This is a genomic window from Paenibacillus dendrobii (assembly GCF_009807035.1).
Classification (GTDB): Bacteria; Bacillota; Bacilli; order Paenibacillales; family Paenibacillaceae; genus Paenibacillus_AQ; species Paenibacillus_AQ dendrobii.
Map to the genome: position 1 here is coordinate 253507 of NZ_WUBI01000005.1, position 25497 is coordinate 279003.

Genomic DNA, 25497 nt, shown 5'->3' on the forward strand with positions numbered 1-25497 from the left:
TACTCCGCCAGACGGACTCGAGGGCTTTTTTATATTTTATTCGAATTCTCTTTCAGCCTCGCAAGAATTCTTCGCTTCCGATATAGCATTTTTCCCGCCTCCGCTACATCTTCCATCGTCCCCTTATTACTGATCGAACCGAACAAAATCCCGGCAACCGGCACAAGCTGGAACAGCTTTTTCCAGCCGAAGCTGTCCCGGTACGTTTGGACGACTTCACGCCAGCCTTGTATCTGCGAGAATACCTGCAGAGATTTATCCTCTTGCTCGAAATCTGCAAGCTCATCCAGCACTGCCTTTTTGCCGACGATATCGGCGGAAGCGAACTGCAGGCATTTGACGATAAACACCCTTTCCTGCTCCGAACGCGGATCGTAACCGTAGCATAGAGCCATTTCCTGCAACACCTTCAATGATAAGCCCAGCACCATCGGAATATCCACGGCCAGCGTAAACACGCCTCCGATACCGGTCGTAGCCCCCTGCGCCGCAGCGAACTTGACGCGGCGGCCGATCAGTTCATCCGCCGTCCGATCCATGACCTCAAGCGGCAGATGGGTGGCTTGTTCCAGCGTCAGATCATTCGTCTTCCCGCCATAATCACGTTCTTGCGACTTGCGCGCTTCTTCGCTCAGGGAGACCCGGGAGGCAGCTTGAAGCAGCTTCAACACGCTTTTTTCCTGGACGAGATACTGTCCTCCGGTTTGCAGAAACCGCCCCACCTCCCCGAGCGCATCGCCAAGCTTATCCCGAATCCGTTTCGGAGTCAGCTTGTCCAGCAACAGGAACGGTAACCGGCTTAGCTTCTCCCAGAACCACGCCTGCTTCTGATCCTTTTCCCACGCTTCGATTTTCTTCAGTTCTCCCGATAAATAAGCGCTATCTTCCACGGCTTCCATGATGAACACCTCTCTCGTCCGACTCCGCTTCCGTCGGATATGATAACTGCCTGTTTTTGCACGGGTAATGGGCTTTCGGTTGGGAAATACTTACGAGAGTATACCAGTCACCACCCGTATCATCAGATCAGCAGTCCCTCTCTTTCTTTAAAGCGTTTGATTAAAAATTCACTGTGAACGTTCGTAATGCCCTCTAATGTCCGAAGTCTTTGAAGATAACGTTCTACATGCGCCTGATCATCCATTAATGCGTGTACATGAAGATGCGGCCCACCGCTCATCTGGTACACGCTTGTGATTTCTTCATCGGACAGAAGCTGCTCCGCTACCTTTTCAAGCATGCTCCAATCCACGTCAATGTTGAAATACACTGAAAGGCTCTTCCCGGCTTTCAGCGGATTGACGCTCACCGTGAATTTATCGATAATACCTTGCTCGATCAGGTTGTTTACCCTTTCTCTGACCGCTGCTCGCGTCAAATTGACAAATCTGCCCAGCTCGGCGTGGCTGAGCCTGCCATTATTCAGCAAATGCTTCAGAATCAGCTCATCCTTTTCATCCAATTGATTAAATCGCATACATCTCTCCCCTTCCCCGGCCGGGACCATCCCATGCGGGCGCTTAAATTCATGAAATTATTTACAATGTAAATGAAAAATCAATATTTAATGTTCGATTGTATATTAATTATTATACAATCGTTGTATAATGGATCGGTAAATCACCCGCTTGTAAGGATGTACCACTCATAGTTTACAGGTACCCCGGACCGCATTGCAATCGGGTTTAAGTTTTTGAGAGGAAGGTGTCATCACTTGATTATGTTTTCGCTGCAAATCCTTCTGATCGCCATTCTGGCTGGTATCGTAGGATCCGTTCTGGGCCTTGGAGGAGGCATCATAGTGACTCCGGCTCTAACGCTGCTGTTCGGCGTGAGCATTGAGCATGCCATCGGGGCCAGTATTATATCGGTTATCGCCACTTCAAGCGGCTCGGCTATCGCGTATATCCGTGACCGGATTACCAATTTGCGCGTGGGCATGTTCCTGGAAATCGCCACAACGATCGGAGCGATTACGGGAGCCTTCATCGGCGGTCTGATCGCGCCCAATCTGCTCTACATTATCTTTGGACTGCTGCTGGTGTACTCGGCGGTCAATATGATCAAGAAAAAGAAAGGTGACCAGCAGGAGCTGGTTCCCATGCATCCCGCAGCAGCCAAGCTGAAACTCGCAGGAACTTATTACGACAAGGCCGTCCAACAGCAAATCCCGTACAATGTGGGCAATGTCTATGGCGGCTTCGGCGTAATGTATGGCGCCGGTGTCATATCGGGCCTGCTTGGCATCGGCAGCGGCAGCTTCAAGGTCATGGCCATGGATGTTTTCATGAAACTGCCGCTTAAGGTGTCCACGGCTACCAGCAACTTTATGATGGGCGTAACCGCTGCGGCAAGCGCCGGTGTCTACCTGCTCCGCGGTGATATCGATCCGCATATTGCCGGGCCTGTGGCACTGGGCGTTTTGGCTGGTGCAACGATTGGCGCGCAGATCATGCAGCGCATGAAAAGCAAGACGATCCGGATGCTTTTCATCCCCGTGCTGCTGTATGTGGCGCTTCAAATGATTTATGAAGGAATGGGGTTTGGCAAATGAATGAGAACAGTGAAATTCAGGACGTTGAGCTTGCTGTCAGCCGCTGGCTCCGGGTTGGCGTCATCATCAGCGCTGCGGTTATCATCCTGGGCCTGATCCTACTCTTTATCCAGGGAGGCAGCGGATATCCGGACAATTTCTACCCGCACAGCCTGTCGGATATATTCAACGGTACGGTCCAGTTTAAGCCGTATGCCGTCATTACTACCGGATTAATCCTGCTGATTCTTACGCCCGTGCTGCGTGTCGCCATCTCGATCTGGGTGTTTGTTCGCGAAGGCGATAAGCTGTACGTAATCATTACCTCCATCGTGCTTATCATTCTGATCATCAGTTTCATACTTGGAAAAGCCTAAGAACACGCGCCCCTCAGAGGCCAAAAGAGCCTGGAATCCTTCAGATGAGGGATTTCAGGCTCTTTATTCATCACTTGTCCTTTTCCTTTTCTTCTGTCGTTGGCAATATATTTGTTGCTTCTTCCACAGATTGCTTTTCCTCCGTCAGATGGACCACCGGCAGCGCAGGCGAAGTCAGAATGGTCTTCAACTGCTTGCGCTTGGACTTTGGACTCAGCATATACAGCGTATCTCCCGCCTCTATCCTCGTGTTCCCGCGCGGGGCAATGATCTGCTCATTGCGGATGATCGCCGTAAACAGGATATCTTCCGGCAGATCCAGCTCCAAAATTTCCTTGCCGGCGATCGCCATCGAGGTGTTCACCTCGATATGATTGATCTCGGATCTGGTCTTGCCGAGCGCCGTCAGTTCGAGCAGGGACGGATTGGACGGCTTGACATCGCCCGCCAGTCCCATTTTCTCCGCCAGCGGAGAAATGGTCGCCCCTTGGATAATCGCCGATGTAAGGACAACGAAGAAAACCACATTAAAGAATAGCCGTCCGTTTTCCATATGGGCCATTAGCGGATATGTAGCAAGTACAATCGGGACCGCTCCCCTCAGCCCCGCCCAGGAGAGCAGAATCTTTTCCCGAAACGAGTATTTCATGGCAATCGTGCTGATAAAAACACCAATAGGCCGGGCAAGCAGCATTAGAATCAGTGACAATAGAAGTCCCGGTCCAATGATAGCCGGCAGCTCACTCGGAAACACGAGTAGACCCAGCAGTACGAACATAACAATCTGCATCATCCAGCCAAACCCCTGGTTAAAATGCATGATGGACCGGCCGTAAGCCAGCTCCGAATTTCCCATCACAATCGCCGTGACATATACCGCGAGCAGGCCGCTGCCGCCAATGATCGAGGTCCCGCTGTATGAGAGAACGGCAAAGCCCAAAGCCATGACGGGATACAGACCGGAGGAATCAAAATTGATCTTGTTAATAACGTACACGGCCAGTCTGCCGATCAGCAGGCCGAGGATCAGACCAACCCCCATCTCCCATACAAAGGATAGGATCAGTTTAAGGATCGAGGTATCCGGATGTTCGAAAAGTTCGATCAGAGATATCGTCAGGAACATCGCCATTGGATCATTGCTGCCGGACTCCGCTTCAAGCGTGGAGGTCAGCCGTTTCTTGATATTTTTGCCGCTGAGCACCGAAAATACCGCAGCAGCATCCGTTGAACCGACAATGGCTCCAAATAAAAAGCCCTCCGTCCATGATACGCCGAGCACGAATTTGGCTGCGACCCCCACCACAAAGGTGGTTAACAGCACACCAACAGTCGCAAGCGATAAGGCGGAGCCGATGACAGGTTTAATATCGTCGAATTTGGTTTGCATCCCGCCTTCGAACAAAATGACAATCAACGCAAGTATGCCGACGATTTGAGTGATAAAAGCATTATCGAAGTAAATAAACCGGTTGAGTACCATCCCGACAACGATAAACAGGACCAATGCGGGCATGCCAAACCGGGATGAGAATTTGGTGGTCAAGACGCCGATCAGCAGCAAGCCGGCCATAAGTAGAACAAGTGAGTTTACCAGTGTGGTTGATTCCAAAAGCCTCGCCTCTTTAATATAGAATACGTTGCCTTATCATTTGTAGAATTCACTATATATAACCCTTCCGTACCTGGTTGCGAACCAAATCCCTTTGAGGAGAGCCGCTTCCATACGCATGAAGACAGCAGCACATCAGTACCGTCTCCAGATCGAATCTGTTTTATTACGGACTACGGATGCAGCTATCAATGGATCAACGCACTTTGGGGAATCTCGCTTCAAAATGTATGATGGCTTTTGCTTTCCGCTTCCCTTTATACTGAAAAAAGAATGTAAATGCGCATATGGAGGCGAAACCGATGAACATCCGCAAGGTACTATCACACGAGCTTGGCGAGGCTGCCGCCTTATCCGACTTTGTCTTCCGACAGCCCGATCAGAAATCCATGGGCACATTATTTCCATACCTGTTCCAGCCGGGAATCAGCCATTCCTATGGTGCTTTTACCGAGGAAGGAACCATGGTCGCTTTTATGGGCATGGTGCCGGAAGTGATCCGCGCAGGTGACGCCCGGCTTCAAGTGTTCGGCCTTGGCTCTGTTTGCACACATCCGGATTACCGGGGTCAGAACCTCGCCAGTCGGCTGCTGGAAGAGTGTATGGCACATGCCAAACGATCCGGTGCTTCCCTTGTTTTCATATCCGGGGACCGCTCCCTATATATGCGTTCCGGATGCCAATATTTTGGCCGGGTAGCATTCGCTGCCTTGAATCAATCCGCAGCTTCCGTCCTTGAGGCGAGCAGAACGGAGGAGTGGACGATTCGCAGCATGCAGCCGGAAGATATTTTCCAAGTATCTGCGCTCTTTTCCGCAGCCCGGACAGGATATGAACAAGGTCCTGCTCAGCTGCTCGCTCTGATGGGAGCCAGCGCGATACCGGACATTTACCGTCTGGAACCGCAAATGCTCGTAGCCATGAAGAATGGGAGAATTGAAGCTTTTGCGGTCGCTGCCGTACATTCTGAAGACGAGCGCAGCACAGCTTCCTCCGATGAGCCTTCGCGTGCTGTAGAATGGGCAGGCGACGTGCAAGGTTGTTCGCTGCTGTTAGCAGAAATGTACCGCCGGTTTCCTGCGAAGGAGATGATCATTCCCGTCCCGTGGCAGCAGAAGAAGCTGCTCGAACTGCTGAAGGCATCCGGTGCCAGTATCACGTCCGGGCGAAACAGCGGCACGGTATGGATTGCAGATGCGGCATCTCTGCTGACCCAATGCTCACCTCTCTTGCCAGAATTCTGGAACAGCGTATTCCGGGTAAGCGGCGATCCGGAACAGGAGCGAGCATATACGCTCCGCAAGGGAGAGAAAGATCTTCAATGGGATGACAACGACCTGCTGTCCCTGCTCTTTGATCCGGAATCACCGCATGTATCGATGGCTCCTGACGGCTTTACAACGATCCCGTTGCCATACCTGTCAGGGCTGCATTTTGTGTAATCCGTTACCTTCATACAATAAAGACTGCCTTCTTTCGCTTCGGAAGCGTTGAAGGCAGTCTTTTTATGCGAACCGTATTTATTTTATCTGTTGTGAGTTATAAGGAGATAAAGTCTTTCATAGATTTCACGCTCAGTTGTTCCGGTTTGGCAGGGATAAACGCTGCTTTATCCTTAGTCCGTGCCATAAACTGAACCGTATGGCTGACACCGGGGATCAGGTCAAAGAAGTTGTCGCTGAAGCTCCCTTCGGTTTCGCAGGAAATCCATACATGGTTGGCCAGCTTGTTCGTAAGCAGCATAATTGCCGTTCCCCCGCTGCCCTCAACTTCCCGAATTTCGATGTCAGCCTGTTCCAGGGCAAGCTCCTTCATCGGTACAAAGTAATGTATCTGACTATCCAGCGTTTCTCCGTTCACTTCAAGCCGTGCCAGCAGGAATATCTCGCTTGGGCTTCTGTCTTGCATAAACTGTCCGGTGGCGGCTGTATGAACCTTGAGCGATGTATTCCCCTCCATACTGAATGGCTCGTTCAGGTCGGCCAAAACCCTTCCGTCCATATCCATCAACTGGAGATGCACGGCGCCGGAAATCGGCTGAAGCACGTCGGATATCACGTAAAATTCCAGCTTGCTTGCATCCGTTCCGTCAATGGACAAGGCAATATCCCGAAAGCCGCGCTTGGCAGCATACTGAAGTGCCTTCCATCTGCCAAAATAGTCCATGCCTGCCCAGGAAGCGACTGGCCAGCAGTCATTCATTTGCCAGTAGAGCGTTCCCATGCAGTATGGTTTCTGGCGGCGATGCGCCTCAATAGCCATTTTCATCGCCTCGGCCTGAAGCACCTGGCTCATATACAAAAAGGAAGGAAAATCCTTGGGCTCACTCATATACATGTCCATATACTGCTTAATGAGACGATTCCCTTGGCCGTTCTTCTGATGTGCAAGCATAACGGGTGATTCGAGCTCCAAGTCTTTTTCCTCCGCATATCGGCGGACAGACTTAAACTCAGGGAATGACTGGAATCCGTATTCACTCATGAAACGCCCGACATATCTATTGTAATTCTCGAACGGCTCTACATTATGCCATACGCCCCAGTAATGGATATCCCCTGCGGCGGAATCGTTGGTCGCATGCTGTTTACTGTCTCCTGTCGTATCTATCATCGGCGAAGAAGGCCAGTAAGCCGCTCCCGGAGCATATTCGGCTACCGCCTCCGGCAGAATTCCATGGAAAATCGACTGATAATCGCTCCATATTTTCTCACGGATTTCAGATGTATAATGCTGCTTCCAGCCCCAGCCGCCCTTTTCCGTATAATGCGACCATGCCGTGTCGATCTCGTTATTGCCGCACCAAAGTACGATGCAAGGATGATTGCGAAGACGCTTGATGTTCTCCTCCGCTTCAGCGCGTACATTCTCCAGGAATGGTTCATCTCCGGGATACATGCTGCACGCGAACATGAAATCTTGCCACACCATCAGACCATATTCATCGCATAGACCGTAGAACATATCCTGCTCATAGATCCCCCCGCCCCACACGCGAAGCATATTCATGTTGGAAGCGGCTGCCGTGGCAATTTCATGCCGGTAGCGTTCTTCCGTAACGTCCGTTATGAAGCTGTCATTCGGAATATGGTTTGCGCCTTTCGCAAAGACCGGAACCCCATTCAGCTCAACGTAAAACGTCGATCCTGCCTCATCTTTCTCTCTTATCAGCTTGGCAGATCGAAGCCCTGTACGTACTGTTCTGGATGAGATTAACGTTTCATCTCTAATGATCTCAACCTGAAATTCATACATATGAGGCTCTCCCAGCCCCCTGCACCACCACAACTTCGGATCGGATATCACAAAAGGCATTTCGATGAACAGGGTCCCCGGGTGAAGCATTACCTTCTGCTCCCACACCAAGTTTCCTGTCTTGAGCCGAATAACCGCCTCCCCTTCCGTATCCGCTTCAATCTCCGTTACTGCCTTCAGTCTGGCTTCCGCCGGCGAAACGTCAAGCTGATCAATGAATAAATCGAGAACGCGGCCCTCCTTCCAGCCTTCAATCCAGACTTCACGCCAAATTCCACTGGTAACGAACCTAGGGCCCCAATCCCATCCGTAATGATATGGCGCTTTGCGGGCGAACACACTAACCTTCTGTTCGCCAAGTCCGCCAACTTCAGACTGGTCGTTTGAAGCCGGAAGCGGATAACCGAGCTTCTCCAATTTGGGCAAATCCTCCCGTACAGGAGAGCGAAAACGAATATGAATGTTATTGTTCTTCCTCTTTGCAATCTGTTTAATATCGGCTTTCCATGTACGGAACATATTATCCGCGGTAATCACCTGATGACCGTTTACGGTCACCACCGCATACGTATCGAGCCCGCTGAAGACAAGCTCCAAATGCGGGAGTGACAGCAGTTCTTCCGGCAGATCGAACTTGCTCTCATATTCCCAATCCTGCTTGTCAATCCACTGTACTTCCCTTTCATTCGTGCCGTAAAAGGGATCCGGAATCTTCCCGTTTGCCAGCAAATCCGTATGTACGCAGCCGGGGACCTTGGCCTTCATCCATTCCTGATCTTGGCAAGCTTTAAAACTCCAATCGCTGACGATCCATCTTGTTTTATTCATTTCGCCCTCCTGTTTCAACTCATCCAACTCGTTAGTATGATGCAATACAGCCAATGCTGAATATCTATGTACCCGGGACAGGTAATGCCGGCAGTAAATCCGCACATGGCATAAGGAACCCAATTTCCAGGGCAACCATCTAACTATTATAATATTGTTATTATATTTTTGATAACAAAAAATAACAACAATAAAATCCATTGGATCTTCTTCTCAATTACGCTCTTTTCCGTCTATTTTGCTTCTATTGCGGAACGGTAATCTGATAGCAGACATAATCTACATTAGTCCACAACGCACTTATGTCAGCTTACTAATGCACATGTCGCTGCATTCAAAGGAGTGTCCACGTGTGAAGCCTGTAAAAACACGAAGTATCAACCGTCCTGATTCCACAGCTCAAAGAGATCAAGTAGCCGTTATTTCCGCGGTGCTGTTTCTTATTGCTGCTTTGCTCAGTTTATGGGTCGCTTGGCAGGATTTAAGAACCGGGGGCAACAACGAAATCTTGATCTGAAATACGCAAAATGACGCCGCTGTGACAGCAGGCGCCATTTTGCGTATGCATTATTCTGCGTTCATGATGACAGGGTCTCCCCGCCGCTCGCGGCAGGAAAACGAACGATAACTTCCGTCCCCACTCCTTTTTTACTATGAAATGTCAATTCCCCCCTCATCACTTCGATAATGCGGAACGTCACCATCAGACCCAAGCCCGTTCCTTTCGTTTTGTTTGAAAAATACGGTTCGCCCAGCCTGGCCATTTCTGCCGGCTCCATTCCCTCTCCATTGTCACGAATATGAATGACGACTTCCTCTTGCTCCATATAGGCCCAGATATGAATCTGTCCGTCTTCCTGAAGCGCTTCGATACTATTTTTCACGATGTTGATAAAAGCCTGTTTAAATTTTGACGAATTCCCTTCAATATATAAACCCTTAGGAATTCTCGATGTCATTTTACTGCCTTGAAAGTTGGCAAGAGGAACCAGAATGCCTTCGATATGCCGGAACTCGTCAGAAAGCTCCAGCAGCTGCACATGATCGATTTCCGGTTTGGCGAAGGTCAGAAAATCGGTAATGATGCTTGAAGCCCGGTCGAGTTCTTTTAAAGCAAGCGTGATATATTCCCTATCCTTATTCTGGGATTTCCCCTGCAGCAGTTGGAGAAAACCTCGGGTCACCTGCAACGGATTCCGCACCTCATGCGCTACGGATGCGGCAAGCTCGCTGATAATCTCCATTTTTTCGGACCGCTGAAGCTCCCTGTTAAACATTTCGAGTTCCCTGGAGTATACCAGAATTTGCTGATGATTCTTGGCAAACTTCTGACCAAGGACCGCGATGAGCGCGATTGCGAATCCAAGCACGCCCCATTTCCACCATACCAGCTCGTAGCTCCCTTGGCTTGCCATGAAGCAGATCATTTCGATCAGAACCGTAAGGCCGAACACGCCGAATCCCAGCGTAAAAACAAGCGCATCCCGGCTGCCTTTGACCGTATAGGCAATCGCGCTCCCTACGACCAGGATAATCTGTAGAATGATCAAGTACCCAAGAATTTTGACCGAGAACAAATAATATAAGTCAAAATAACGGTCTTTCATCAGGACATTCATGGCCATAAACCCTAAGCAAAACAGGGAATAAACCATTTGGAACTTGCGGAAATGTCTGATGATCTGCTTGTATCCTGCTCCAACCGTCTTCTCAAAATAATAGGTCAGGGACGGCAGCAATGTCAGGAGTGCCAAATCATATACGATCAGAAACACTTCTCCATAACCGGTGAAAAGACTGTATAACAGCGGAGAATATGTTAGTATCATGGCTCCAATGGACAACAGAACGAGCATTAAAGCCAGCCAGCTGACCAGTTGGCTTTTTCGCATGAACAATGCGGCAATCAGCATGACCAGGCCGAGAAAAATCATGGAGCTGCCCAAAATCAGATCATCCAGATATGATTTCACATATTGCGTAAGCAGTTTTTGATAATCACCGTACACAACTTCTCCTTGAAGGCCCATCCGGTCCTTTTCCGCCAACACCTGTATGTACAGCGTTTTCCCCGCATCCCCGGCATTCAGCGGAAGCAGTATTTTACTGTCGTCATACATATAGCTGCGATTCTGTTCATATCTTTCATGCCCATCAAGATAAATGATAATATGCCGTCCGTAAATTTTTTTCAGCAGCAATGCTGATGAATCGGACTGAAGCTCGGGAAGAACGGTTTTATACCAAGCATCCTGGTTCTGCTGGTCTCGAGCCGGCAAGTTGTTCAGGGAATTCAGTCTCACCCAGCCGCCCCGATCCTGAGAAGGTGATTCTATCAGACCTGCTGCCGTGTTTGGCTGTTCCCATTTGAAATCCCATCCGGCAATTGGCGGGTAACCCGTATCTTGCGCCGCAAAAACGGAAACAGGAATCCAGAGAGAGATCAACGTCAAGGCAAGAACAAGCGCCACGGCCGTTTTGCTTACAATTTTCATAGAACACCTCTGATAGTCATTTCATACTCTATGAAGCGAAAGATATATTCACTTAATGCGCAAATCTCTGGACCTATTATGTAATATTTCGACATTTTTCGCAATTTATCTATAAACGTCTGCCTTACTCCCCTCCCCTTATTCCGCTGTTTCAGCAGCATAACCTTTGTTTATTTATGTACCAAGCGGAATAAATTTCCTGAAATACGAGCGAAGGAGGAGAAACAGCCATGCGTGAACCTCATCAGCAAAATGTCGAGGTGGACCGAACGGAAGTTCATAAAAAAACGGATTCCAGTTTGGTGGCCGCCACGTTTATTAAGTATGCAGCGTACATCATTATCTTTTTCGGATTTCTCTACTTCCTGATCAGATATGTGTTTCCTAAATTTTAGTCGCTCGAATAGAGTGGCGGAAGTACTTCCCGAGACCTCTGGTCCCGGGGATTTTTTTCTACTTTTATCCATAGAGGACGGCAAGGTTTATTCTCACCCGTTTAGGGTAAGGGTAAGGTATGAATGATTACTGAAGGAGATGAGAATAATGTCCGAATATAAAACAGAGGCCGACCTGGCATATGAACGCTATGACAATGCCGGAGAGCCGCCGCTGGAAGAGGGACTTCCGGAAGATGATTTCCGTGAAGTGAATACGCAAACAGTTCAAAGCATCACGCAAGAGCCGGGAGCGGCTGATGTCGAGTTCTACACTCGCTCCGAATGGAGCCCGCAGTTAGGGACGCGGTATCCGGAGAATACAGGTGAATATCCGGACCCTGCGGGCGTAAATGATCTAAGTGACGAAGATACGGAACTGGAGGATATTCCCGATGCAGATGATATCCAGGAAGACAGTCCGGTTGACCCTTCCGCAATGATCGAGGATATGCACGGAACGGATTTGATCAATGGATACGACGGGGATGATTCCGAATAAATATAGGAATAAACGGGCTCCATGAATGGAGTCCGTTTATTTTCATTCTTTATGCAAAACCAAGGACGTGTATCAAAGCATAGCCCATGATCGCCAATATAACCGACCCCATCAGCCCGGCTGCAAAAGGCTTCACCCCTTTGCGGCGGAAAAAGGCAAAATCAACGTTGAGGCCAAGCCCCGCCATCGCCATGGCGATGAGGATATAGGCAAGATTAATGATCTGCGTGGTCACTGCATGCGGAATGATGCCAAGTGAATTGACTCCGCTCATCAGCAGGAAGCCCAGCACGAACCATGGAATTTGTATTTTGCTTTTTTGATGCGTTTTCTCTTCTTGTCTCCGGCTGGCCCAGTATCCCACGCACAGCGAGACCGGTACCAGAAGCGCTACTCTCGTCAATTTAACGATAACAGCCATATCCTCCGCTTCTTTGCCGCCTGGCGCCGCCGCAGCAATCGCATGCGCGACCTCGTGCAGCGTGCCTCCCGCAAATGCCCCGTAACCCGTTGGTGTAAGTCCCAGAAAAGGATATAGTCCTACATAAATCAAGGTAAACAGTGTGCCCAGAATAGCAACCGTGGCTGCGCTGACCGCCGTTTCCTGATCTTTTGCTTTTATCAGCGGCGCAATGGCTACGACGGCAGCCGCACCGCAAATGGCCGTTCCGCATGCCGTCATCAGCGACATCGTACGGTCCACCTTTAACAGCCTTGCGAGTCCATATACGATAAAGATCGTCACCGTAATATTTACCGCAGCCAGCAACACGACTTTAGGACCGGCATGAGCGATATCCATCAGATTCAGCCGCATTCCGAGCAGGATGATCCCGAAGCGAAGCAGCTTTTTATTCGAAAAGGAAACCCCTGGCATGATATATTCCGGAACACCGACCGCTGCCCTGTAGATCATCCCAAGAATGATGGCCAGAACCAGCTGCCCCATAATGCTAAGGAAAGGAAACAACGATAATCCCTTGGCGAGCAACGATAAAATCAGCGTAAGCCCAATCCCTAATATGAATGCGTTTGTCTTTCTCTTTCTGCGTGGCACCGCAGAATCCTGTGAAATCATTGGCATTGCCATCCCCTTTGTCTTAACTCAGTTGTTCTTATAAGCTCACTATAAGGTTGACAGCTCAGGAAGTGAAATACCGATTTGCTATCTCTATCATGAGGAAAACTTATGGTCATAAGGATTCTCGTTCCAGTCCAACTTTATTCGATGGAATGTAACATATAAATCACATAATGTAATATATATGTTACAATACACGTATTAGGAGGTGCCCATTCTCTTTGATGAACCGAGTCAAATTAGCGCGTGTTCAAGCAGGTCTAACTCAGCAGCAGCTGGCAGACAAAACCGGCGTAACCCGCCAAACCATCAGTCTAATCGAAAAGGGAACGTACAATCCATCATTAAAATTATGCCTGGACATTTGCTATGCCCTGAACCGGAAACTCGATGATCTGTTTTGGGTAGATTCAGGAGGGAATGCGAAGGAATAAGCTTGATCACGAAAGTGAACCAAAAAACAAAAAAAGGATCTAGGGATGAGACCCTGAAGTCAAACCCCGCAGATTACCGGAGGTAAGCATCATGATTACGGATACATTAAAAGTGTTTGTTACGGTGGCCGAACAGCGGAATTTCTCCCAGGCCGCAAAGCTGCTTAATCTGTCACAGCCGGGCGTGAGCCTGCACATCCGCAATCTGGAAAATGAGCTGGGAGCCAAACTGATGCATCGCACTCCAAAGCTTGTCAAACTAACGGAAGCCGGTGAAATCTTATTCGGTAAAGCGCAGCAGATTCTTGCTCTGTACGAAGAAGCGAAGCAGGATATACATATGTTAAGGGATGAAGTTACCGGTTCCTTGTCGATGGGAGCCAGCTTTACAATCGGGGAATATATTTTGCCGAGAGTGCTTGCGGAGTATGCCCAGCAATATCCGCTTGTGGACGTGCAGGTCCATATCAGCAATTCGGACAATATTTTGCAGGATATCCGTGCGGGACGATTCCATATCGGTCTGGTTGAAGGACAGGTAGATGCCAAAGATCTTCAGGTCACCACCTTTATGAAAGACGAGATGGTCCTGATTGCCTCCCCGGATCATCCGCTCTCCTCCGGAAAAGCCGTGGACTTAAGCCAGCTTCAGGGGCAAATATGGGTGATGCGGGAGACGGGATCGGGCACGCGAACATACAGCGACAGATTGATTCAGGATGGAGGATTGTCCGTCAAGCGCAGTTTTGTGTTTAACAGCAGCCAGGGAGTCAAGGAAGCCGCAGCCTGCGGTCTGGGAATTGCATTGCTGTCGCGCTGGGTCGTCCGCAAGGAACTCGAAAGCGGCGAGCTGCGTGAGGTTCCCATCCGGGGAATGCAGATCAGCCGGGATCTCTCCCTGCTGCAAAGCAAGGATGAACCGGCTGTCATGGCGGTGCTGAAGTTTATACAGGCGTTAACTCAAAACGTGCAGTCCCTTTAAGCGGATTTCTGGCTTTCCTGTTGCTTTGGAAGGGCAGCCGAGCCGGCAGGCTGGCGGTAAGCGACGAAATAGGCTCCGGCTACGAACAACGCTCCGCCGACCAGGTTGCCGAGGAATACGGCGCTAAAGTTCGGGAAGTATTGTCCCCAAGTCATTTGCCCTGCGAAAATTGCGGCCGGAATGACGAACATATTCGCCACAACGTGCTGGAAGCCGATGGCCACGAACGCCATAACCGGGAACCAGATGCCGGCGATTTTACCGGAAAAGTCCTTCGCCCCGTAGGCGAGCCATACAGCAAGACATACGAGCCAATTGCAGCCGATAGCAGACACGAACGCCTGTCCGAACGAATCCCCGATCTTGGCATTCGCAATGGCGACCGTTTTGGCAAGGAACGCCCCCTCGGTCAAACCGACGATATGCCCGAAGAAATAAGCGACGAATACCGCGCCGACGAAGTTCGCAACGGTGACCAGGATCCAGTTTTTCAGCACGGAACCAAAACCGATTTTACGCGCAAACCAAGCCATCGGCAGCGTCATCATATTGCCTGTCAGAAGTTCCCCGCCTGCAAGCACGGTCAGGATCAGTCCCACAGGGAACACGGCGGCGCCAAGGAAACCCGCCACGGAGCCCCATTCCTTCGGCGCGGTGCCGATGACGCGGATATCCAGCAGAAAGCCAAGAGCGATGAACGCTCCTGCCAAAAAGCCCAGTACCAGTAAGGCGGACAGGGACAATCTGGCCTTCTTTTCTCCGGTTTCAACAGCAATGTCTTTAATTTGCTGTGGTGAGAAAAACGATGACATAAAATCATTCCTCCATAATCATTTCAAATTTTCTGCATCAAAACACAACAAAAAAACCGCCACGAATCCATTTTTTCGCCAGAACACGAAAAAATAAGGATTTGTGCCGGTTAATTCTCCTACCCGTTTCCTATAGGAGCATCGAACTCAATCACACGTTCAAGTAATCAATAGAGCAGCTGCAACACCTACAGCCCCTCCATTGCTATGACATTTCATACACATGATAACACAGGTCGCTTTTTTGTCAACATTGTGAACATCGACACAATGTTTTGGCATTAATCCCATACCCATATACGCAAATTAGCCGCCGATCCGGGACATTTCGACTTTGGCTCCCCCGCTGCGATCCTCTTTCGTGGTTCCGCGTTCCAACGAATATTGGTCATGTCGCCCTTCCCATATAGCCACAATTTTTTCCATGATTGCCTCATCGTCCGGCTCTGAACGCAGCAGTTTGCGCAGATCATGGCCTTTGGTGGCAAAAAGGCAAGTATAGAACATGCCGTCCGCCGAAAGTCTGCCCCGTGTGCAAGTTGAACAAAAGGCGTCGCTCACGGAGGAAATGACGCCGATCTCGCCTTTGCCGTCCAGAAAACGGAAGCGCGATGCCACTTCCCCCGCATAATTGGGATCCACGGGCTCTAGCGGAAATTCTTTTCCGATCCGCTCCAGTATTTCCTTTTTGCTGACCACGTGCTCCCAGTCCCAGCCATTCGTATTGCCCACGTCCATGTATTCGATCATGCGCAGAATATGGCCCTTTTCGCGGAAATAGCGAACCATGGGCAGCAGCGCGTGCTCATTCACGCCCTTTTGCAAGACCATGTTGACCTTCACCAGCAGCCCCGCTTCCGCCGCAGCCTCAATCCCTTCAAGCACCTGCTGTACGCGAGCTTTGCCGCCGTTCATCTTCATGAACGTCTCATCATCCAGAGCATCCAGGCTAACCGCCACGCGCATCAGTCCTGCGTCCTTCAGCTTGGATGCCTGCTTGGCGAGCAGGCTTCCGTTGGTCGTGAGGGCAATATCCGTAATCCCATCGATTTGGGAAATTCCAGCAATAATTTCTGGAAGCTCTTTGCGCAGAATGGGCTCACCGCCTGTTATCCGCATTTTCTGTACGCCAAGCCGCGCAAAAATCCGGGCGATCCGGATCGTTTCTTCCACGGAAAGAATATGGTCGCGGGATAAGAACGGATAATCCTTATTGAAAATCTCCTCCGGCATGCAATAACGGCACCGGAAATTGCAGCGGTCCGTCACGGAAATCCGCAGGTCTCGAAGCACACGTTTGTAATAATCATTGGTTTCCATGATGCTCACTCCATTTCTGTGCGCAAAAATAGCCCCCCTCGAAGCGGAGCCTATGCGGAAGAATGCCAATCCAAAGTCTTTGCGGAGATGCTCACAGTAAGAAGAACAGCCGGATGCCTTATGCACCCGGCTACTCCGCATCCGCCGCCGTATCGTGGTTAAACAGCCCCTTGCATTCGGTTATGCGCTGAGGGTGGGTGTACACATTGCAGGAGCTTCCGCGAACGAAGCCTACAGCGGTTATTCCCAAGTTTCCGGCGAGTTCCAGCGCCAGCTCGGTCGGAGCCGATTTGGAGAGAATGACGCCGCAGCCGATTTTCGCGACCTTCAGGAGAATTTCGGAAGAAATTCTGCCGCTGAAGACGATGATTTTATCGTTCATCGGTATGTTCTGCTTCAAACAGTGACCATAAATTTTATCAAGTGCATTATGCCGGCCGATGTCCATCCGTTCCAGCAATATACCGCTTCGGTCACATAAAGCCGCATTGTGTACCCCGCCTGTCTGGCTAAAGGTTTCGGCGTTATTTTGCATGTCCTTGACCAAACGGAAGATGTCCTCGAAGGATAGTTCCACCGGCACATCATGCAAGCGTTTCGCCGTTTTGGCGTCGTTGAAAAACACGAATCCCTGACGGCTTGCGCCGCAGCAGGAAGTCACGTACCGCTTGCTGTACAGTTGGCTGTGGAGCGGACTCCACCGGCTGACGGTGGCATGGACGAAACCTTCGTCCTCTTGTACCCACAGCTTCTGAATTTCATCGATACCCGATATGACTCCCTCCGATGCGAGATAGCCGATGGCCATATCTTCAATGTATTCAGGCGTGCAGACCAGCGTAGCGAATTCCTCGCCGTTTATTTTGATCGTTACGGGATGCTCAGTGACAACAAGATCCGTTTTTTGGGTGACTTTCCCCTGCTCGTAGCGGATGATATTCCCCTGTTCCCTCGTCACAGATTTCATCGATCCTCATCCCTAATCTATATTTTTTTCAAACATGAATACGGATATGGCCACATCCTCATCGACTTTGATATCCGAAAACAAATGAACCAGCTTCGATCCGCAAAGTTCTTCCAATCCTTCTGGAACCTGGTTTTTATATATTTCCTGGATCATATATGTTCTGGCGTTGTGCACCATTTTTTTGCCATCCGGCGTTTGTGCGATAAACTTTTCCGTAGGGGTAAAATTCCCGTACATCCGGGTGATCGCCATATTCTCGACGAAGGTCGTATGAATGCGCTCAGGCCCTTTGCCGAACGTGTCTTTTCTGACTTTCCGGATGATGTCGTTAAACGCAACTTCCTTTTTCATCCCTCAATCACCTCATTACAAGTTTAACACTATACTAAATCCTAGTAACAATGTACAGGACGATTTTTCAAAAATCTATAGCGCTGTTTCTGATCGGACGGATAATTCAACCTTGTTTTTTCAAACGGAAGTAGTATAATCATGGCGAGACACGATTTTGACAAAATAACGGGAATGATCAGTTTAGTAGGCCATTGCTAATCGGTTACTCCACTACAACCTGCCGCACCAGAACTAGCGGTCCAGGTTTAGTGGAGTTTTTTTGTTTGTGGAATTTTTTACGGACAATCCGCTTATGCTTTGGTAAATCAGCCCGTTATCGAGAAAAAATTGGGGAAATGAGGTTATTACGTGAGCAAGGAAACTGTAAGTATAGCTTTGAACGGACTGCAAGTGGAAGTCAAAGAGGGCATGACGGTACTCGAGGCGATTAACCTTGCCGGACTTGAACACCCTCAAATTTGTTATGTACCCGAAGTGGATCCAATTCAAACATGCGATACCTGCATCGTTGAAATTAACGGACAATTAAAAAGAGCTTGCTCCACCCCAGCAGCAAACGGGATGGACATCAAGCTTTCTTCGGATCGGGCCAAAGAAGCACAAACGGAAGCCATGGACCGGATTCTTGAAAACCACCTGCTGTATTGCACCGTATGCGACAACAACAACGGCAACTGCAAAGTGCATAACACTGCTGAACTGATGGAAATCGAACATCAAAAATATCCGTATCGGCCAAAAGTGGACTCCTCCGAAGTCGATATGTCCCATCCATTTTACCGGTATGACCCCAACCAATGTATCGCTTGCGGTCAATGCGTCGAGGTGTGCCAGAACCTTCAGGTCAACGAAACGCTGTCCATCGACTGGGAGGCGGACATTCCGCGCGTAAAATGGGATGCCGGAACCTCCATCAACGATTCCTCCTGCGTCAGCTGCGGTCAATGCGTAACGATTTGTCCTTGTAACGCGCTGATGGAAAAATCGATGCTCGGCGAAGCTGGCTTCATGACGGCCATCGACAAACCGATTCTCGATCCCATGATCGATCTGGTCAAAGAGGTGGAGCCGGGCTACAGCGGCATTTTTGCCATTTCCGAAATTGAAGCCGCGATGCGCGACACCAGAACACGCAAGACCAAAACGGTCTGCACGTTCTGCGGCGTCGGCTGCTCGTTTGAAGTATGGACCAAAGGCCGCAAAATTCTGAAAGTCCAGCCTTCCCACGACGCGCCGGTCAATGCGATTTCCACTTGCGTCAAAGGTAAATTCGGATGGGATTTCGTGAATAGCGAAGAACGTATTACTACTCCACTGATCCGTCAGGGAGATGCTTTCGTGGAAGCCTCATGGGACGAAGCCCTCTCCCTCGTTGCTGAACGTCTGGGCGGAATCAAGAAGGAATACGGCTCGAACGCGCTCGGATTCATTTCTTCCTCGAAGATCACCAATGAAGAAAATTACGTGATTCAGAAGCTGGCACGCCAAGCATTTGAAACCAACAATATCGATAACTGCTCCCGTTACTGCCAATCGCCCGCATCGGATGGCTTGATGTCCACGGTAGGTATCGGCGGAGATGCCGGTTCGATCAAGGATATCGCTGCCGCAGGTCTTGTCATTCTGATCGGCTGTGCGCCTGCGGAAGGACATCCGGTTCTTGCTACGCGCATCAAACGTGCCCACAAGCTTCATGGACAAAAGCTGATCGTAGCCGATCTGCGGAAGCATGAAATGGCAGAACGCTCGGATCTCTTTATTCGTCCCAAACAAGGTACCGATTTCGTATGGCTGAGTGCCGTGACGAAATACATGATCGATCAAGGATGGCATGATGAAGCCTTCGTACAGCAGCATGTTAACCAGTACGGTGAGTATTCACACCTGCTTGAGAAATTCACGCTGGAGTATGCGGAAAAAGAAACGGGCATTTCCAAGGACACGCTCATTTCGATCGCAACCATGATTCATGAGGCAGACGGAACGGCCATCTGCTGGGGCATGGGCGTCACCCAAAACGTGGCGGGTTCTCACACCTCCGCTGCCATTTCGAACCTGCTGCTTGCAACCGGCAACTACATGCGTCCAGGTGCAGGGGCTTATCCGCTCCGCGGCCACAACAACGTCCAAGGCGCTTGCGACATGGGAACGCTGCCGCCATGGCTGCCGGGATACCAGCATGTTTCGAACGATGAAGCTCGTTCGCGTTTCGAACAGGCTTATGGTGTAAGTATCTCGCCGAAACCCGGTATGGATAACATCCAAATGCTGGATGCCGTGGACCGCGGCGAACTGAAGGGGATGTACCTGGTCGGGGAAGATATGGCTTGGGTCGACTCCAATGCCAACCATGTGCATGAACTGCTCAGCAAGCTGGACTTCTTCGTCGTTCAGGACGTATTCCTGTCTCAAACAGCCCAGTTTGCCGACGTTATTCTGCCGGCAGCGCCTTCTCTGGAGAAGGACGGTACTTTCACCAATACGGAACGCCGTGTTCAGCGTTTGTACGAGGTGATGAAACCGATGGGCAATTCCAAGCCGGACTGGTGGATTACGACCCAGCTCGCGAAGCATCTAGGCTTTGATTGGAACTACAGCCATCCAAGCGAAATTTTTGCCGAAATGGCCAGCTTGACGCCATTCTTCAGCAAAGCAAGTTATGAAGTAATGGAAGGCTGGGGCAGCTTTACCTGGGGTTCTCCAACAGGTGAGAGCACGCCGCTCTTGTACACTGAAGGATTCCATTTCCCGGACAAGAAAGCCCGCTTCTCGCTGGTTGACTACATTCCTCCGGTGGAATTCCCGGCCGAATTCGATCTCGTGCTGAATAACGGACGTCTCCTGGAGCAGTTCCATGAAGGCAACATGACCAACAAGTCGCATGGCATCAACCTGAAGCTGCCGGAAGTTTTCGTGGAAATTTCTCCTGAACTTGCTGCGGAACGAGGCCTAGAGAGCGGATCGCTGGTTCGCCTTGAATCGCCTTACGGCGCCATCAAGCTGAAAGCATTGGTGACGGATCGGGTACACCGCAACGAAGTGTATGTTCCAATGCACTCCACCAGTCATGAAACAGCAGTCAATCTCTTGACCGGAGGGGCGGTGGATGTCCGTACGCATACCCCTGCCTACAAACAGACGAAAGTCCGGATGCAAATTCTGAACATTAAGGGAGCCAATCCGCTTCCTCTCAGCAATCCTCGTAACAAAAAGCGGCATCCGCAAAATGGGGTTGAGGTTCAGCGCAAATGGAACCGTCCGGATTATGTTTCCCTGGTGGATTAAAGGAAAGGTGGTATAAAGATGGCTGAGCCCATTTCTTTCATTAAAAAACGCGAACTTAGCGAAGAAGAATTAAAACAGCAGTCGCTGGACCAGCTCAAGGATTCCATTGCCGAACATGAACTGGCCATTGAAAAAGCGATGGCCGTTCTGGGCGAGCTGTACGGCAGCGGCATCCTCGAAGCAGCCGAATCCATGCTGAAGGCAAAAGCGAAAATTGCCGAAATCGCCCTTCATCAGGTCAATCGCCCTGAGATGACGAATATGATCAATAATGGCCTTGCAGCGGTTGGTGCCTTGTCCGCGATCGATCCGGATCAGACCACGAAGCTTCTTAGCAGTGTCGCTAAAGGTCTGGAGGAAGCAAACGAGCCGCATGACAAAAAGCTGAGCGTTTTCTCGCTGATGAGCGCCCTGAAAGATCCCGATGTGAACCGTGCCATTGGTTTCGGCCTGCGTTTCCTCAAAGGGATGGGCAAAGGACTCGGCGAATAAGCTTTCGGCATTCACTATTCACATTGCTCCCTGCTTGAAATCTAAAAAGGCAGATTCCATTAACGGAATCTGCCTTTTTTTCATGAAACCAATCTTGATGAAGGTTAAATTTCCCTGTACATAAAAAAACAGACCCTGGAGCATCGGGCTCCAGGGCATCAAGCAAATATATTATAAAAGGGGTATGGCTTTATTATAAGAGGCCTATCTTAAAATAAGATGAAAATAACCTTCAAGGCACCTTAAATTTGCGCTTGATTTATAGATTTATAGAGAATGGATATGTCCGCTCCATTTCTCCAATATCCGTTCCAGTTCGGGCACCAGAACGGGCTTGCTCAATACATCCTGCATGCCCGCGTCCAGGCATCTCTTGCGGTTCTTTGCATCAGCAAAAGCAGTAACGGCAATCATTACGGGCTGCGCATCTCTTGGTTGCCGGGCACCAATCAACTTCGCAGCCTCGATTCCATCCAGAACCGGCATCTGGACGTCCATGAAAATCAGATCATAGTTTTGGCTCTCTGATGCCCGGAGCGCCTCGGCTCCATTTACCGCGACATCAGGGTGATAGCCCATCTTATTCAATATAGCCGAAAAGATCTGCCGGTTAACCGGATGATCATCAGCCACCAAAATACGCAGCAGACCCCAACGCGGTACAGTTGTCTCGGGCAGCTTCAGGCGGCTTAGAGATACCTTGTCATTTTCCTGAGGAATCGGCCTTGAACGCTCTAGCTCTGCTGATGGAGAGATCTCCTCTTCAGTTTCCACTTTAGTAACTGGTGACGTCCATGCTCCGGTTTTGAGTGTAAAATAAAAGGTGCTTCCCCAGCTCTCCTCTTCTTCCTGGATCACCCCGATGCTTCCCCCCATCAGCTCGACGAGTTTCTTGCAAATGGAGAGGCCCAGACCCGTACCTCCGTATTTGCGGTTGATAGCCGGGTGGAGCTGGGAAAAGGACTGGAACAGCTGGTCCAGCTTATCGGATGGTATGCCGATTCCTGTATCCTTAACGAAAAATTCCAGAATCAATGCATTTTCAGGAGAATCATTAGCGATGTGAACGGATATGGTGACTTTCCCGGCATCGGTAAATTTAATCGCATTGCCGACCAGATTAATCAGTACCTGCCTCAGCCGTCCCTCATCGCCCCGGATCATATCCGGTATATCGGGTGCAACGTGGCAGCTCATTTCCAAATTCTTTTCAGCTGCCTTGGCCGAGAACAGTTCCGTAACCCCGCCCAGAACGGAACGAATTTGAATCGGATCTTCGCTCAGGACCATCTTCCCTGCTTCTATTTTGCTGAAATCAAGAATCTCATTCAGAATATGCAGCAGCGCATCGCTGCTTTGGCGGATGATATCCGTATAACTTTGCTGCTCCTCATCCAGCTGCGACTCCGCAAGCAGCTCAATCATCCCGATAATGCCGTTCATCGGCGTTCTCAGTTCGTGGCTCATGATAGCCATAAACTCGGACTTGGCTTTATCGGCACGCTCTGCGGATTCCTTAGCCCTAATGATTTGCTTTTCGTTCGTAATATCGTTGAATACGATAACGGCCCCCATCCGCTCGCCTTTATCAAAAAGCGGGGTCACGCGATATGATGCGAGAAAGCTTGAGCCATCCTGTCGCCAGAATACCGACTCCTCCTTGTAGAGTGCAATACCTTCACGAACAGCCCGCATCAACGGCGATTCACCAGGCAGATATTGGCTTCCATCCGCCCGCGTCTGTTGGAGCGTGCATAGAAAGGATTGCCCGATCCATTCTCCGGCGCTAAATCCGAGCATTTTGGCACCGGCCGGGTTCATGAACCCCGCCTTCCCTTCCAGATCGACCCCGAATATGCCCTCGGAAACCGAATTGAGGATGAGGGAATGCTCATAGCTGAGCTTCTCAATTTGCTCGACGTACCGTTTGCTGTCTGTGATATCGCTAGTAATCCCGAAGACGCCTACGATTTCACCATGCAAAATAATCGGCACGTTAATGACACTGACTTCAATCCGGTGACCGTCCCGGTGACGCAGGCCGGTCTCATAAGACTGTGGTACGCCCTTGGCCGCAAGACTGAAATGGTACGCCGTCTTCTCCACATCAACCGGATCGATCAAGGGAGTGAAATGGTTATTCACCATCTCTTGCTCCGTGTAGCCGCATAATATTTCCTGCCCGCGGTTGGCCGTCAGCAGGTTGCCGTCCAGATCAAGCGAAGCGACGCCTGCCGGATTATAATCAAACAACGATTTATATTCTTCCAACTTCAGATCAATCTGTTTGCGCTCCGTGATATCGCGGGAAATCGAGATGACCTCCTCTACTTTCCCTTGCGCATTATACGTATAGCGGCTGTTGGTCTCGAACCAGATGTAAGAACCGTCCTTGCAGCGGAAGCGGAAAACGAAAGCCTCCGGCGCCTCCACCCGCAAGGCGGACATCAGATGGCTTCTTACCATCTTGACGTCCTCAGGATGAATATAGCCGCGTGCGGCAGTGCCCTCCAACTCCTCCGGCTCGTAGCCAAGCAAAGCCCGGCACACGGGAGAAGCATAGATGAAGGTAAGCTCATCATTGACTTTATGGCGGGAAATGAAGTCCAGCGAATAATCCATGATGAGCTTGTAATTCTGCTCGCTTTGCTGCAGTCTCTTCTGCATAACCACCCGGTCCGTCACATCACGCCCTAAAGTCAGGACCCGTACGATGTTCCCCGCCGGATCACGCAGAATCTGAAATGACGTTTCGAGCCATAGATAATGTCCATCCTTATGCCGAACCCGCCGAGTAATGGTACCGTCGCTTGAATACAGACGTTCGCCCGTGATCATGTCGGCAGCATCTTCCGGGTGGTAAAACTCCGCACGGTGATGGCCCTTCATTTCGTCCTGCCCATATCCGAGGATCCGCTTCACGGATGGAGATACGCCCTCAAGAATGCCATCCGCACTGCTGGCGGAAAAAAGAATATCCGCATTTTTATCGAATAGACTTTGAAAATCCGGCTCGTTATCATGGGCGTCCTGTTTGATCGGTATCTCCGGCAGAACTGTCGCTTCCTGGACCAGATAACCGGCATCTCCGTCTTGTCCTGTCTTCGCCAGTGAAACTCGAAGATGTACCCGCACTTCATGTCCATTTTTATGTATATAACGTTTCTCCATTTGGATGCTTTCATCTGGTGAATGATGCAGAAGCTCGGCCAGACGCCTTGGAGAAGCCCATTTGTCATCGTCGGGATGTGTAATATCCGCCTCCGTCATGGACAACAGCTCTGCTTCAGTATATCCAAGCATAGCGGTATAGACGGTGCTGGCAGCAATCCATTGCCCGGTATCCACCGAAACGGCTGCCAGCGGAACCGAAGCATGCCGATAAAGCTGTTGAATAAAATTAAGCACGTAACCCACTGCCGGTCCTCCCTTCCAAAACCAAGCATGTTGCGACCTTAAGAAAAGCGACAATACATATATTCATTACAAAACGAAAGCCTCACTCAAAGGATCCCAGGCTGCTTGCCGCATATGAACAACAAACAAAGTGAGATGTATTTGAACGGGCTCAATAGCTGATTAACCCAGATTCCGGGCTTTTAAACCGTTTTTGTCATGATCCGGAGAAAACAGGCCTAAAGCCTCGGGGCTTTCCCGTACGGATTGATGATATCTATTATATATGAAAAATCCGCTTCACGACCGGAGTCATCGAAGCGGATTTTATATCT

21 protein-coding genes are annotated in these 25497 nt (G+C 50.0%); 10 read left to right on the forward strand and 11 right to left on the reverse strand.

Annotation, left to right across the window (positions count from 1 at the left end):
* Positions 1-29 precede the first annotated feature (29 nt).
* The gene (locus GRF59_RS25345) at positions 30-899 is read right to left on the reverse strand and encodes an EcsC family protein (RefSeq protein WP_160500520.1); all 870 of its coding nucleotides are present in this window, start codon (positions 897-899) and stop codon (positions 30-32) included.
* Positions 900-1021: 122 nt separating this feature from the next.
* Complete coding sequence (locus GRF59_RS25350; protein WP_160500521.1) at positions 1022-1477, reverse strand: Lrp/AsnC family transcriptional regulator; 456 nt, start codon at positions 1475-1477, stop codon at positions 1022-1024.
* A 243-nt stretch (positions 1478-1720) separates the two neighbouring features.
* Here GRF59_RS25350 and GRF59_RS25355 point away from each other — a divergent pair, with 243 nt between their 5' ends.
* Positions 1721-2554 carry a sulfite exporter TauE/SafE family protein gene (locus GRF59_RS25355; RefSeq protein WP_160500626.1) on the forward strand — a complete coding sequence of 278 codons (834 nt, stop codon included), beginning with the start codon at positions 1721-1723 and terminating at the stop codon, positions 2552-2554.
* Positions 2551-2910: a DUF1634 domain-containing protein gene (locus GRF59_RS25360; RefSeq protein WP_160500522.1), complete on the forward strand. Its 360-nt coding sequence runs from the start codon at positions 2551-2553 to the stop codon at positions 2908-2910. Before GRF59_RS25355 ends, GRF59_RS25360 begins: the two co-directional genes overlap by 4 nt.
* 70 nt (positions 2911-2980) lie before the next feature.
* On the opposite strand, the gene GRF59_RS25365 is transcribed toward GRF59_RS25360, so the two are convergent.
* Entirely contained in the window at positions 2981-4522 is a 1542-nt protein-coding gene (locus tag GRF59_RS25365) for a potassium/proton antiporter (RefSeq protein WP_160500523.1), read from the reverse strand.
* 302 nt (positions 4523-4824) lie between these two features.
* Between GRF59_RS25365 and GRF59_RS25370 the strand changes: the two genes are divergently transcribed.
* Entirely contained in the window at positions 4825-5964 is a 1140-nt protein-coding gene (locus GRF59_RS25370) for a GNAT family N-acetyltransferase (protein ID WP_160500524.1), read from the forward strand.
* A 97-nt stretch (positions 5965-6061) separates the two neighbouring features.
* On the opposite strand, the gene GRF59_RS25375 is transcribed toward GRF59_RS25370, so the two are convergent.
* The gene (locus GRF59_RS25375; RefSeq protein WP_160500525.1) at positions 6062-8605 is read right to left on the reverse strand and encodes a beta-mannosidase; all 2544 of its coding nucleotides are present in this window, start codon (positions 8603-8605) and stop codon (positions 6062-6064) included.
* A 352-nt stretch (positions 8606-8957) separates the two neighbouring features.
* On the opposite strand from GRF59_RS25375, the gene GRF59_RS25380 reads away from it, so the two are divergent.
* The gene (locus GRF59_RS25380; protein WP_160500526.1) at positions 8958-9122 is read left to right on the forward strand and encodes a hypothetical protein; all 165 of its coding nucleotides are present in this window, start codon (positions 8958-8960) and stop codon (positions 9120-9122) included.
* Positions 9123-9183: 61 nt separating this feature from the next.
* On the opposite strand, the gene GRF59_RS25385 is transcribed toward GRF59_RS25380, so the two are convergent.
* On the reverse strand, positions 9184-11100 hold the full coding sequence (locus GRF59_RS25385) for a sensor histidine kinase (protein ID WP_160500527.1): 1917 nt from the start codon (positions 11098-11100) through the stop codon (positions 9184-9186).
* Between the two features lie 230 nt (positions 11101-11330).
* On the opposite strand from GRF59_RS25385, the gene GRF59_RS29525 reads away from it, so the two are divergent.
* Together GRF59_RS29525 and GRF59_RS25390 are read left to right on the forward strand one after the other, a co-directional pair.
* Positions 11331-11495 carry a hypothetical protein gene (locus GRF59_RS29525; protein ID WP_202128863.1) on the forward strand — a complete coding sequence of 55 codons (165 nt, stop codon included), beginning with the start codon at positions 11331-11333 and terminating at the stop codon, positions 11493-11495.
* 148 nt (positions 11496-11643) lie between these two features.
* Positions 11644-12036 carry a hypothetical protein gene (locus GRF59_RS25390; RefSeq protein WP_160500528.1) on the forward strand — a complete coding sequence of 131 codons (393 nt, stop codon included), beginning with the start codon at positions 11644-11646 and terminating at the stop codon, positions 12034-12036.
* A 49-nt stretch (positions 12037-12085) separates the two neighbouring features.
* On the opposite strand, the gene GRF59_RS25395 is transcribed toward GRF59_RS25390, so the two are convergent.
* A complete protein-coding gene (locus tag GRF59_RS25395; protein ID WP_237392062.1) occupies positions 12086-13114 on the reverse strand; it encodes a YeiH family protein in 1029 nt (342 codons plus the stop codon).
* 224 nt (positions 13115-13338) lie between these two features.
* Between GRF59_RS25395 and GRF59_RS25400 the strand changes: the two genes are divergently transcribed.
* The gene (locus GRF59_RS25400) at positions 13339-13551 is read left to right on the forward strand and encodes a helix-turn-helix transcriptional regulator (protein WP_160500530.1); all 213 of its coding nucleotides are present in this window, start codon (positions 13339-13341) and stop codon (positions 13549-13551) included.
* A 91-nt stretch (positions 13552-13642) separates the two neighbouring features.
* Positions 13643-14533, forward strand: coding sequence for a LysR family transcriptional regulator (locus tag GRF59_RS25405; RefSeq protein WP_160500531.1), 891 nt, complete (start codon positions 13643-13645; stop codon positions 14531-14533).
* On the opposite strand, the gene GRF59_RS25410 is transcribed toward GRF59_RS25405, so the two are convergent.
* The 4 genes from GRF59_RS25410 to GRF59_RS25425 form a co-directional block, all read right to left on the reverse strand.
* Positions 14530-15345, reverse strand: a complete 816-nt coding sequence (locus tag GRF59_RS25410) for a formate/nitrite transporter family protein (protein WP_160500532.1) — start codon at positions 15343-15345, stop codon at positions 14530-14532. The two genes, GRF59_RS25405 and GRF59_RS25410, sit on opposite strands and share 4 nt — an antisense overlap.
* Before the next feature lie 306 nt (positions 15346-15651).
* Positions 15652-16665, reverse strand: coding sequence for a GTP 3',8-cyclase MoaA (moaA, locus tag GRF59_RS25415; protein WP_160500533.1), 1014 nt, complete (start codon positions 16663-16665; stop codon positions 15652-15654).
* Positions 16666-16795: 130 nt separating this feature from the next.
* On the reverse strand, positions 16796-17632 hold the full coding sequence (fdhD, locus tag GRF59_RS25420; RefSeq protein WP_160500534.1) for a formate dehydrogenase accessory sulfurtransferase FdhD: 837 nt from the start codon (positions 17630-17632) through the stop codon (positions 16796-16798).
* 12 nt (positions 17633-17644) lie between these two features.
* Positions 17645-17986, reverse strand: coding sequence for a Na-translocating system protein MpsC family protein (locus GRF59_RS25425; RefSeq protein WP_160500535.1), 342 nt, complete (start codon positions 17984-17986; stop codon positions 17645-17647).
* Between the two features lie 372 nt (positions 17987-18358).
* On the opposite strand from GRF59_RS25425, the gene fdhF reads away from it, so the two are divergent.
* Both fdhF and GRF59_RS25435 read left to right on the forward strand, forming a co-directional pair.
* Positions 18359-21274, forward strand: coding sequence for a formate dehydrogenase subunit alpha (fdhF, locus tag GRF59_RS25430; protein ID WP_423802985.1), 2916 nt, complete (start codon positions 18359-18361; stop codon positions 21272-21274).
* An 18-nt stretch (positions 21275-21292) separates the two neighbouring features.
* On the forward strand, positions 21293-21766 hold the full coding sequence (locus GRF59_RS25435) for a helical membrane plugin domain-containing protein (RefSeq protein WP_160500537.1): 474 nt from the start codon (positions 21293-21295) through the stop codon (positions 21764-21766).
* Between the two features lie 267 nt (positions 21767-22033).
* On the opposite strand, the gene GRF59_RS25440 is transcribed toward GRF59_RS25435, so the two are convergent.
* The gene (locus GRF59_RS25440; RefSeq protein ID WP_160500538.1) at positions 22034-25183 is read right to left on the reverse strand and encodes a PAS domain S-box protein; all 3150 of its coding nucleotides are present in this window, start codon (positions 25181-25183) and stop codon (positions 22034-22036) included.
* Positions 25184-25497 lie beyond the last annotated feature (314 nt).